The organism is Mesorhizobium sp. M7A.F.Ca.CA.001.04.2.1, assembly GCF_003998485.1.
Taxonomy (GTDB): Bacteria; Pseudomonadota; Alphaproteobacteria; order Rhizobiales; family Rhizobiaceae; genus Mesorhizobium; species Mesorhizobium ciceri.
The window spans coordinates 1-11,038 of the sequence record NZ_RZQT01000167.1; the positions used below are offsets into that span (position 1 = coordinate 1).

At 62.5% G+C, this 11,038-nt stretch carries 13 protein-coding genes; 8 read left to right on the forward strand and 5 right to left on the reverse strand.

All coding sequences use genetic code 11. The annotated features are described in order from the left end of the window. Positions 1 to 418: M23 family metallopeptidase (locus EN955_RS30865; protein ID WP_164769932.1), on the forward strand; the 418-nt coding region annotated here is incomplete at its 5' end. A gap of 132 nt (positions 419 to 550) precedes the next feature. Here the strand turns inward: EN955_RS30865 and EN955_RS30870 are convergent. Continuing rightward, positions 551 to 1,441: an NAD-dependent epimerase/dehydratase family protein gene (locus EN955_RS30870; RefSeq protein WP_024503852.1), complete on the reverse strand. Its 891-nt coding sequence runs from the start codon at positions 1,439 to 1,441 to the stop codon at positions 551 to 553. A 113-nt stretch (positions 1,442 to 1,554) separates the two neighbouring features. On the opposite strand from EN955_RS30870, the gene EN955_RS30875 reads away from it, so the two are divergent. Next, positions 1,555 to 2,376, forward strand: coding sequence for an AraC family transcriptional regulator (locus tag EN955_RS30875; protein ID WP_024503853.1), 822 nt, complete (start codon positions 1,555 to 1,557; stop codon positions 2,374 to 2,376). A 39-nt stretch (positions 2,377 to 2,415) separates the two neighbouring features. Here EN955_RS30875 and EN955_RS30880 read toward each other — a convergent pair whose 3' ends face one another. Further along, complete coding sequence (locus EN955_RS30880; RefSeq protein WP_024503854.1) at positions 2,416 to 3,291, reverse strand: ATP-binding protein; 876 nt, start codon at positions 3,289 to 3,291, stop codon at positions 2,416 to 2,418. 277 nt (positions 3,292 to 3,568) lie between these two features. Here EN955_RS30880 and yajC point away from each other — a divergent pair, with 277 nt between their 5' ends. The 6 genes from yajC to EN955_RS30910 all read left to right on the forward strand — a co-directional run bounded on the left by yajC (position 3,569) and on the right by EN955_RS30910 (position 9,232). Beyond that, entirely contained in the window at positions 3,569 to 3,907 is a 339-nt protein-coding gene (gene yajC, locus EN955_RS30885) for a preprotein translocase subunit YajC (RefSeq protein WP_013531305.1), read from the forward strand. Between the two features lie 51 nt (positions 3,908 to 3,958). Beyond that, on the forward strand, positions 3,959 to 6,508 hold the full coding sequence (gene secDF, locus EN955_RS30890) for a protein translocase subunit SecDF (protein ID WP_013531306.1): 2,550 nt from the start codon (positions 3,959 to 3,961) through the stop codon (positions 6,506 to 6,508). Further along, positions 6,483 to 6,926, forward strand: coding sequence for an Mth938-like domain-containing protein (locus EN955_RS30895; RefSeq protein ID WP_050580472.1), 444 nt, complete (start codon positions 6,483 to 6,485; stop codon positions 6,924 to 6,926). The genes secDF and EN955_RS30895 overlap by 26 nt, the downstream gene beginning before the upstream one ends. Before the next feature lies 1 nt (position 6,927). After that, the gene (locus EN955_RS30900; protein WP_024503855.1) at positions 6,928 to 7,770 is read left to right on the forward strand and encodes a phytoene/squalene synthase family protein; all 843 of its coding nucleotides are present in this window, start codon (positions 6,928 to 6,930) and stop codon (positions 7,768 to 7,770) included. Positions 7,771 to 7,853: 83 nt separating this feature from the next. After that, a complete protein-coding gene (locus EN955_RS30905; RefSeq protein WP_024503856.1) occupies positions 7,854 to 8,282 on the forward strand; it encodes a hypothetical protein in 429 nt (142 codons plus the stop codon). Next, positions 8,279 to 9,232 carry a sterol desaturase family protein gene (locus tag EN955_RS30910; protein WP_032899314.1) on the forward strand — a complete coding sequence of 318 codons (954 nt, stop codon included), beginning with the start codon at positions 8,279 to 8,281 and terminating at the stop codon, positions 9,230 to 9,232. The genes EN955_RS30905 and EN955_RS30910 overlap by 4 nt, the downstream gene beginning before the upstream one ends. Positions 9,233 to 9,239: 7 nt before the next feature. Here EN955_RS30910 and EN955_RS30915 read toward each other — a convergent pair whose 3' ends face one another. From EN955_RS30915 to trmFO, 3 genes are all read right to left on the reverse strand, one after another. Then, a complete protein-coding gene (locus EN955_RS30915; RefSeq protein ID WP_050580473.1) occupies positions 9,240 to 9,572 on the reverse strand; it encodes a type II toxin-antitoxin system RelE/ParE family toxin in 333 nt (110 codons plus the stop codon). A 93-nt stretch (positions 9,573 to 9,665) separates the two neighbouring features. Next, on the reverse strand, positions 9,666 to 9,791 hold the full coding sequence (locus EN955_RS35690) for a type II toxin-antitoxin system ParD family antitoxin (protein ID WP_224675324.1): 126 nt from the start codon (positions 9,789 to 9,791) through the stop codon (positions 9,666 to 9,668). Between the two features lie 26 nt (positions 9,792 to 9,817). After that, positions 9,818 to 11,038, reverse strand: a 1,221-nt coding sequence (trmFO, locus tag EN955_RS30925) for a methylenetetrahydrofolate--tRNA-(uracil(54)-C(5))-methyltransferase (FADH(2)-oxidizing) TrmFO (protein ID WP_127223513.1), incomplete at its 5' end; no start/stop codon positions are given.

Below are 11,038 nucleotides of genomic sequence, written 5' to 3' on the forward strand. Positions count from 1 at the left end.
TTCGAAGGTCATCCAGCAGGCCGAGGCCGACGATGCCGTCGCGCCTGATGCCACCGGCATCGGCAAGATGCGCTGGCCGGTGCGCGGCCGAGTGATTTCCGGTTTCGGCTCGGGCAAGGACGGCGTCGATATCGCCGTGCCGACGGGCACGCCGGTCAAGGCGGCCGAGAACGGTGTCGTCATCTATGCCGGCGACGGCCTCAAGGAATTCGGCAACACGGTGCTGGTGCGCCACGAGAACGGCCTGGTCACCGTCTACGGCCATGCCAGTTCGATCGAGGTGCAGCGCGGCCAGAAGGTCAAGCGCGGCCAGGAGATCGCGCTGTCGGGCATGAGCGGCACGACGGACTCGCCGAAGCTGCACTTCGAAGTGCGCAAGAATTCGGCGCCAGTCGATCCCTCCGGTTATCTCGAATAGTCGGGGCTGTTTCGAATAGAAGAAAAAAAGCAATTTGCGGGCCGTCTGACCTCCAGTCCGGCCCGCCGGCTCAGCCCGTTCCGAAAGGAGCGGGCTTTTTCAGTTCCGGTGCGCCGCGCCAGTCTTCAAGCTTCAAAGATGGTCGCGCAGAGTGTCGGCGATCATGACGCCAAGGCTGCTGGCCTTGACGCCGAGAAGCGTCTCCGCGTCGGAGGAATCGACCAGCAAGGGTTTGTCGAAGAGGTAGCTCATCTCGATAAGCTCATGCATGCCCAATGCTTCCATTTCGGAGATGGAATAGGAGCGTGTTCCTGGAATTTCACGGTGAAGCATTGCCGCGGTCGCCCGGATGAGTTCCCGGGATGGTGCGTGTTGCGATGGAACATGGAACGCCCGTCCCCATTCGCCCGTGTAGCGCGAGGCAGCGACCAGGGTCCTGGCCACGTCCTTCGTGAAGGACCAGGCGTGAGTTGCGTCGAGGTTTCCGATGAAAGCCGTCGGTTTCCCTTCGATTATGGAGGGCAGCGCGACCAGTGAGAAAGAGCTGATCGCGCCATGTCCAAGATAATCGCTGGACCGCACTTCGACGGCCGGCACGTCCGCACGGACGGCCCGCTGCCACATGATCGTCCGTGCGGTTCCTTTCTTCGAAGTCGGATCCAGAGACAGGTCGGAGTGAAGCGGGCTTTCGGCATCTTTGCCATAGCCATAGAGATTTCCGAGCACCACAAGCTTCGCGCCGACCGCTTCGGCAGCCCGCACGGTGCCGTCGATGATTGGGAAGAAGTCGGTCGGCCAGCGGTGATAGGCGGCCATGGCGCACATGAAGATCGCGTCGGCGTTTCGGCTGATACGCGCCAGTTCCGCGGCATTGGTGGCGTCGGACTGCACGGTCCGGACGTTTTGCAGCGCGTTCGAACCGACACCCCGGCTCGTCAAGACAACATCATGGCCTTCTTCGCCCAGAAGCCGCGCGGTCTCGCGACCAACCGGGCCTGCTCCCACAACAACATAGAAACTCATGGCATAACCTCTCATCCAAGTTTTATGGAGAGGCGTAGGTACATAGCCAAGGCATTGAAAATCGCGCGGGAATTGCCAAGTCTTGAACAGGTTTTGCCATGAATCGAGAAAGCATGCTCTCGCAAGTCGCCCCGGCCCGATCCCCGTCCGATGTAACATTGGCCTCCCGGCATGTCGAAGCCGGGGTCCATCGTCTGCTCCGGGCGCCACACCATCGCATCATGGTGCATGCAAGTGCCGCGACGCGCTCCTACTGCCATGAGGTTGGACGATATTTCGTCAGGCGCGCCGGCGATATCGACCTGGTGCCCGCCGGTCAGGAGGGTGGGTTCGAGGCTGAGACCCCGTTCGACACGATCGAGATCGCGTTACAACCGGCCTTGATGGAAAGGGTGGCAGCCGAACTTGGCGGCAAGGCGCGCGCATTGCCGCTCGGCACACGTCACCTGCTTCGTGACCAGCGCATCGAACACCTCGCGCGAGCACTGGAGAGCGATCTCAATGCGAAGGCGCCGGGCGGGTCGTTGTTTGTCGACAGCATCGGCGCCGCGCTCGCTGTGAGGCTGCTTGGCCTCGGTGAACCTCATATCGATCGCGCGAGCCGATTGTCGGATACTCAACTCAAGCGCGTGCTGGAGCATATCGAGGTTGCGCTGCACGAACCCCTGTCGATCCATCGACTGAGCCGGGTTGCCGGCGCCAGCAGTTCGCACTTGCGGACATGGTTCAAGGCGGCGACGGGCTTCACCCTGCACCGCTACGTGCTACGGCGTCGCGTCGAACGCGCACGCGTCCTGCTGCAGCAAGGCGATCTCAGCACAAGCGAAGTGGCGGAATTGACGGGCTTCGCGCACCAGTCACATCTGGCGCATTGGATGCGGCGTGAGATCGGCCAAACGCCGCGTGATTTGCGGCGGTCGCAGCCGCCCAAATGATCTTGTCATCGGATGGCGTTGGCGACGCTATCCAACGCATCAGTCCTTCAGCGGTTTGCCGAGCCGGCCAGCCAGATCCTGGGTGAACTGCCAGGCGACGCGGCCCGAGCGGCTGCCGCGCGTCGTCGCCCATTCCAATGCTTCGGCGCGCAGCGTGTCGGGATCGATTGTCAGCCCGTGATGGCGGACATAGCCGTCGATCATGTCGAGATACTCGTCCTGCGAACATTTGTGGAAACCGAGCCACAGCCCGAAGCGGTCGGACAGCGACACCTTTTCCTCGACCGCTTCGGACGGGTTGATCGCGGTCGAGCGTTCATTGTCGATCATGTCGCGGGGCAAAAGATGCCGGCGGTTCGAGGTGGCGTAGAAGATGACATTGGCTGGGCGGCCCTCGACGCCGCCTTCGAGCGCTGCCTTGAGCGACTTGTAGGATGTGTCGTCGTGATCGAAGGAGAGGTCGTCGCAAAACAGGATGAAGCGGAAGGGCGCCGCCTTCAGCAGACCCATCAGCTTCGGCAGCGTGTCGATGTCCTCGCGGTGGATCTCGATCAGCTTCAACGGCAGGTCGGACCTGGCCTTGGCGTTGATTTCCGCATGCACGGCCTTGACCAGCGACGATTTGCCCATGCCGCGCGCGCCCCACAACAACACATTGTTGGCCGGGTAGCCGGCAGCGAAGCGTTCGGTGTTGTCGACAAGGATGTCGCGGACACGGTCGACGCCACGGATCAGTCCGATGTCGACGCGGTTAACCCTGTGCACCGGTTCCAGATAGCCCGGATCGGCCTGCCAAACGAAGCAATCGGCCTCGCGGAGGTCGGTTTGGGGCACCGGCGGCGGGGCAAGGCGGCTCACCGCTTCGATCAGCCGGTCGAGTTTCTGGTTCAGGGCCTCAATGCTGCTGTCGGTCATGTCTGCCTTTTGTTTTCGCGTTTTTGATGTCTTGGGGCGTGAAGCTGCCCGATTTCGCCTGATACAAAACCGGTTGCAACCTTTTGTTCGAGCATAATTTTTTGCGGAAACCGGCTCGCGCTTTTTGCGATCCTGCTCTAACACGGCTCAACAGGCCGGAAAAGCAGCCGATTTGGCCGGCCGCGCAGTTGCATTGACAACTTTACCGACTATATTCCGGCCAAATTTCAAGGGGCCGCCAGATTGGCGGCTGTTTTCAAAATTCAGGAGTACCTCGATGTTCGTGACACCGGCATACGCCCAAGGCGTCGGCGCTTCTCCCGACATGTTCATCAGCATTTTGCCGTTTGTCCTGATTTTCGTGATCATGTATTTTCTGATCATCCGGCCGCAGCGCACGCAGCTGAAGAAGCGCGGCGAGATGCTGGCCGCGGTCCGTCGCGGCGACACGGTCGTCACCGGCGGCGGCTTCGTCGGCAAGGTGACCAAGGTGATCGACGACAACGAGCTCGAGGTCGACCTCGGCAATGGCTTGAAGGTGACGGCGCTGCGCTCGACGATCGCCGATGTGCGCGTCAAGGGCGAGCCGGTGGCCAACCAGAACGCCAAGAAATAATCCAATTTTAGGCGGAGCGATCCGCGGACACGCTCTGACGGACGACGCCATATGTTGTATTTCTCGCGCTTCAAGATGATCCTGATCTGGGTGGCCGTGGCCATCACGGTGATCCTCGCCGCGCCCAACCTGTTCTCCGCCAGCACGCTGGCGCAACTGCCCAACTGGGTGCCGAAGCGGCAGATGACGCTCGGCCTCGACCTGCAGGGTGGTTCGCACATCTTGCTGGAAATGAACCAGAACGATCTGATCAAGGACCGGCTGGAGACGACGCGCGACGAAATCCGCACGCTGCTGCGCGACGCCAAGATCGGCTATACCGGCCTTGCCGGCACGGGGCGGACCCTGCAGGTTCGCATTACCGATCCCGCCCAGATCGATGCCGCCAAGACGGCGCTGAAGACGCTGACCGATCCGGTCGCCGCCGGCCTGTTCACCGGCGGTTCCGTGCAGGAAATGACGCTCGACGATTCCGAGCCCGGCCTGCTCAAGTTCAACGTCACCGATGCCGGCATCAAATACCGCACGTCGACCGCGCTGACGCAGTCGATCGAGGTGGTCGAACGCCGCGTCAACGAACTCGGCACGACCGAACCCATCGTGCAGCGGCAGGGCGACGACCGTATCCTCGTCCAGGTGCCGGGTCTTCAGGACCCGCAAAGGCTGAAGGAAATCCTCGGCCAGACCGCCAAGCTGACCTTCCAGATGGTCGACCAGTCGATGCCGGTGCAGGACGCGCTCAACGGCCGTCCGCCTGCCGGCTCGTCGGTGCTGTATTCGCAGGACGATCCGCCGGTTCCGTATCTGATCGAGAACCGTGTCATCGTCTCGGGCGAAAACCTCGTTGACGCACAGGCGACATACAATTCGCAGAACAACGAGCCGGTGGTGTCGTTCCGCTTCGATTCGAAAGGGGCGGCGCGCTTCGGCCAGGCCACGGCGCAAAATGTCGGCAAGCTGTTCGCCATCATCCTCGACAACCAGGTGATTTCGGCGCCGCAGATCCGCGAGCCGATCCTCGGCGGCACCGGCCAGATCTCCGGCAATTTCACCGCCCAGAGCGCCAACGATCTCGCCGTGCTGCTGCGCGCCGGCGCGCTGCCGGCGACGCTAACCGTCATCGAGGAGCGTACCGTTGGTCCGGGCCTTGGCCAGGATTCGATCCATGCCGGCAAGGTCGCCGGCATCATCGGTTCTATCCTCGTCGTTGCCTTCATGTTCGTCGCCTACGGCTTCCTCGGCTTCCTCGCCAACATCGCGCTGGCGGTGCACGTGGCGATGATCGTCGGCGTGCTCTCGCTGCTTGGCGCGACGCTGACCTTGCCTGGCATCGCCGGTATCGTGCTGACCATCGGCATGGCGGTCGATTCCAACGTGCTGATTTACGAACGCATCCGCGAGGAGCGGCGCGCCGGCCGCTCGGTCATCCAGGCGATCGATACCGGTTTCACCAAGGCGCTGGCGACCATCGTCGATTCCAACATCACCTCGCTGATCGCCACCGTGGTCCTGTTCTATCTTGGTACCGGTCCGGTGAAGGGCTTTGCCATCACCTATGCCATCGGCATCCTGACGACCGTCTTCACCGCCTTCACCTTCACCCGTCTGCTGGTCTCGATCTGGCTGCGCCGGGCTCGCCCGAAGGAATTGCCGAAGGCGCCGGTGACCTTCGTTCCGCCCGGCACCAAGATCCCCTTCATGGGCATCCGTCGCTGGACGTTCACGCTGTCCAGCGCACTTTCGATCCTGTCGGTGGTGCTGTTCATGACCGTCGGCATCAACTACGGCATCGATTTCAAGGGCGGTTCGCTGATCGAAGTGCAGGCCAAGAGCGGCAATGCCGATCTCGCCGACCTCCGCGCGCGGCTGACCGAACTCAACATCGGCGAAGTCCAGGTGCAGCAGTTCGGTACGCCGAACGACGTGCTGATCCGCGTCGGGACGCAGGATGGTGGCGAAAATGCCGAGCAGACCGTCATCGACAAGGTGCGCGGCGAGCTGCAGGATAATTATGACTTCCGCCGCGTCGAAGTGGTGGGACCGACCGTGTCCGGCGAGCTCGCCAAGCAAGGCACGATCGCCATGCTGATCGCGCTGCTCGGTATCCTGATCTATGTCTGGTTCCGCTTCGAATGGCAGTTCGCGGTCGGCGCCATCGTGGCGACGGTGCACGATGTGGTCATGACGCTCGGCTTCTTCGTCATCTCCGGGCTGGAGTTCAACCAGTCGTCACTGGCGGCGATCCTGACGATCATCGGCTATTCGCTGAACGATACGATCGTGGTCTATGACCGTGTCCGAGAGGATCTGCGAAAATACAAGCGCATGCCGCTGCCGCAACTCCTGAACAACGCCATCAACGAGACGCTGTCGAGAACGACGCTGACCTCGGTGACGACGATCCTGGCGCTGCTGGCGCTGGTTCTGTTCGGTGGCGAGGTGATCCGCTCGTTCACCATGGCCATGCTGTTCGGCGTCATCTTCGGCACCTATTCGTCGATCTTCATCGCCGCCCCGCTGCTGATCCTGTTCAAACTGCGGCCGCAGGCTACGGCCGACGAGGAGAAGCCGGTCAATGGCGGCAAGGCGGTCGCGACCTGACGCGCGCCCCCGAAGAGGTTTAACGGTGACCAGCAAAGGCATCGTCATCCGCGAGGCGCATTTCCCGGGCCGCGCGCCGATCGAAGCCTACGGCAATGGCGGATTCCGCTTTGCCGACATGTCGCATCGCGGTTCGCTGCTCTGTCTGCCATCCGGCATCCATGGCTGGGAGCCGGTGGACCCCTTGGCGCTGACGGTGGCGGATTTTGACAGGCTGCTGTCCGAGGCCGACAAGATCGAGATCCTGCTGGTCGGCATGGGCAGGGATCTTCGGCCGTTGCCCGCTGCATTGCGGGCCGCGCTGAAGGCCGCCGGCGTTGCATCCGACCCGATGTCGACGGGGGCCGCGGTGCGGACCTACAATGTCCTTCTGGCGGAAGAGCGCGCCGTGGCCGCCGCGCTCATTGCCGTCGATTGACATGTCTCGAAGCGCTGAAATCGTCATGGACGCGGTGCGCGCCGCCGATCATGATCGTTATCTGACCGCGCTCTACGCGCCGGACGGCAAGCGCTACGCGCTGTTTTCGCTCTACGCCTTCAACGCGGAGATATCAGGTATTCGCGATCGCATCCATGAGGCGCTACCGGGCGAGGTGCGGCTGCAATGGTGGCGCGATGTCATTGCCGCCGGCGGCGAGGCCGGCGCCGGCCATCCCACTGCCGAAGCCGTGAACGCTACGATAGCGACATTCGGCCTGCCGAAGCCGGCCTTCGAGAACATGCTCGATGCGCGCATCTTCGACCTCTACGACGACCCGATGCCGTCGCGCACCGATCTGGAAGGCTATTGCGGCGAGACGGCCGCAGCACTCATCCAGCTTGCGGCGATGGTGCTCGACCCCGGCGAGGCGCCGCGCTTTGCCGAACTGGCGGGCAGGGCAGGCTGCGCACAGGCGATGACCGGCCTGCTGCTGCTGTTGCCGCTGCACCGCCAGCGCGGACAATGTTTTGTCCCGGCCGACATTCTGGCGGCAGCGGGATCGTCGCCGGAAGAATTCGTCACCGGCGACGGCGGACCCGGCGCCAAACGCGCGGTGGCAGCGATGATGGCGCTGGCACGGGAACATCTTTCCGCCTTCGAGAGGGGCGCACCGGCTCTGCCGGTCTCGCTGCGTCCGGCATTCCTGCCACTTGCCCTGTCACGCGCCTATCTCGGCAAGATGGAGAATGGCTCGCCGCTCGAAGGCGTGGCGCGGCTCTCGGCCTTGCGCCGGCATTGGCTGTTGCTGCGCCGCGCGAGCAAGGGTTGGCCAGCACTTTGACGTAAACGTCAACCGTGCTAAGAAGTCTCCGCGCCAAAACTGTCGCCATAGACGACAGGCCGGCCGGAGGAGATACCCATTCAATGAGCTTGCCTTTGCTGGTTGCGATCGTCGCCCTTGGCATCGCGCTGTCGGTTGCCGCGGTGCATTTCACTGGCGGCAGCAAGACGGCGACGCTCAGTGGCGCAGATCATGCGAAGAGCCGGTTCGCCGAGGATTTTCCCGACGAGATCGTGGCGGCAGTCCGCCTGACAGCAGATGCCGGGACCGCGTTCCTGGATATCGGGCGAGGGCGCTTCGGGATCGTTCACAGCGTAGGCGACTGCTTCTTGACCCGCATCGTCACGCCTCAAGATGTCACGATTTTGGACACTGGAGACGGGAATACGGTCTCGCTGCGGCTCGCCGATTTCACCTGGAAGGGCGGCCGCTTCCGCTTTGCCAGCGCAACGGATGCGCAAGGCTTGCTGAAGGCGCTTGAGCCGCAGAGTTTCGGCGGAGAGGCGGCATGATGGACGACTACAATTTTCCGCAGGTCACTCAACTGGCCATCCCGTTCTTCGTTGTCGCGATCCTGATCGAGCTTTGGTTGGTGCGCACCGGCCGTGCCAAGGGTTCGTTCGAAACGCGCGACACATTGACCAGCCTGATGATGGGTACCGGCAATGTCGTTGCCGGGCTGCTGCTTGGCGTCGTGTCCTACTGGGCGTTGCTGTGGCTCTGGCAGTTCCGCGTCTTCAATCTCGGCCTGTCGATCTGGGTCTTTCTGGTGGCCTTCCTGCTCGATGATCTGCGCTACTATTTCTATCACCGCATCGCGCACCGGGTGCGCTGGGTGTGGGCCGAACACGTCAACCACCATTCCAGCCAGCACTACAATCTGTCGACGGCGCTGCGGCAGAGCTGGACGGGCCTGTTCACCTTCATGTTCGTGCTGCAGGCGCCGCTGGTGCTGCTCGGCTTCCACCCGGCGGTGATTGCCTTCACCTTCGGCTTCAATTTGGTCTGGCAATTCTGGATCCACACCGAGACCATCGGCAAGATGTGGGGCTGGTTCGAGTTCGTCTTCAACACGCCCTCACACCACCGCGTCCACCACGCCACCAATCCGCGCTATCTCGACGCCAACTATGCCGGCACGCTGATCATCTGGGACCGCATGTTCGGCACCTTCGTCGGGGAACTGGAAGAAGACCGGCCGCGCTACGGCATCGTCAGGAATCTCGGCACCTTCAATCCGCTGAAAGTGGCATTCCATGAATGGATCGGCATGTTCAGGGATGCCTTTGCGCCCGGTCTGACCTTGAGCGATCGCCTGAACTATCTGATCAAGCCTCCCGGCTGGAGCCATGACGGCTCGCGCGAAACCTCGGAGAGTTTGAAGGCGGCCTATGTCAGGCGAAATCCTGATGAGGCCGGCAAGCCTGGGTTGCCGATGGCTGGTGTCGAGCCGGCTGAATGATATCGCCTCAGGATGGTTCGTTCGAGCCGCCGTCGCGCATCAGCGTCTCATAGTCGCGACCGCCATAGAAGATGTTGACGATGCGGATGACATCGTTCTCGATCAGATGGTGATGACGGCGGAATGCTCGGAATGGGACGGGTCGTAATCCCCGAACGATATCGTCGCGCGAGCGACCGCCACAAGGCGCATTGCCGATACTCTGGCAGCGCTCTTCTATCCGATCCACGAAACCGTTGGCGATGTTTTCGCTGCCGCTGCTCTCAAGGATGTAGGCGCCAATTGCTTCAAGATCGGAGATCGCGCTTTCGCTAAGAACGACGGCGGGACGCTGGATCATCGCTCTCTCTCGCCAGTTGCGAAATCCGGCTCTTTACCCGGTCGATCGCCTCATCGAGCGGAACAGCGGGGCTTTTGTCTTCGATCGACGCCTTCACCCGCGCCCTGATGGACGCCATGCGTTCAGCGTGCTCTTCCTCCTCGCGCTGGAAGGCAGGGCGGCGCGGATGACTTCACTGGCCGAACCGAAGGAGCCGTCTTCGACTTTGTCCCGGATCATGGGGTCCAATCAGAACGCGAAGCTGTTTATTCCGCCGCTTCGGCCGTTTCCGGTTGCGCCGGAAGTCCCAGCCAGTGCCGGCAATCGGCGCGTGCACGCGATGTGATGGCGTGCCGCTTGGCAACGGTCTTGTCCTTGCCGCGCATGCGTTTGCCCTCGGCCTTCGGAGCTTCGACAGGTGGGAACAGGCCGAAATTGACGTTCATCGGCTGGAATGAGCGCTTTCCCGGCTCGTCATCGGAGACAATATGACCGCCGGTGATGTGGTTGAGCAGAGCGCCGAAGGCCGTGGTCAGCGGCGGCAGGGACGGAGCAAGGCCGAGCCGCTCCGCTGCGGCGAAGCGGCCGGCGAGCAGGCCGATGGCCGCACTTTCGACATAGCCTTCGCAGCCGGTGATCTGGCCGGCGAAACGCAGGCCGGGCCGCGACTTCAGTTGCAGCGAAGCGTCGAGCAAGGTCGGCGAGTTGATGTAGGTGTTGCGGTGCAGGCCGCCGAGACGGGCGAAATCAGCGTTTTCGAGACCCGGTATGGTGCGGAAGATGCGCACCTGCTCGGCATGCTTCAACTTGGTCTGGAAACCGACCATGTTGTAGAGCGTGCCCAGCGCATTGTCCTGCCGCAACTGGACGACGGCATAGGCCTTTACCGTCGGATTGTGGGCATTGGTCAGCCCCATCGGCTTCATAGGCCCGTAGCGTAGCGTCTCGACACCGCGCTCGGCCATGATTTCGATCGGCAGGCAGCCGTCGAAATAGGGCGTGCCTTCCCATTGCTTGAATTCGGTTTTCTGGCCGTCGACCAGCGCTTGCACGAAGGCAAGGTACTGGTCCTTGTCCATCGGACAATTGATGTAGTCCTTGCCGGTGCCGCCTGGCCCGACCTTGTCGTAGCGCGACTGGAACCAGCAGGTATTCATGTCGATCGTGTCGAAATGGATGATCGGCGCAATGGCGTCGAAGAAGGCGAGCGCATCGGCGCCGGTCGCTTCCGCGATCGACTGGGCAAGCCCGGGGGCGGTCAACGGACCCGTGGCAACGATCGCCTGGTCCCAATCCGTCGGCGGCAGACCTGGCACTTCCTCGCGCCGGATGGTGATCAGCGGGTGTGCTTCGAGTTTTTTCGTCACGGCATCGGCGAATCCGTCGCGATCGACGGCCAGCGCGCCGCCGGCCGGAACCTGGTTGGCGTCGCCGGCGCTCATGATCAACGAGCCGGCCAGCCGCATTTCGGCGTGCAACAGGCCGAC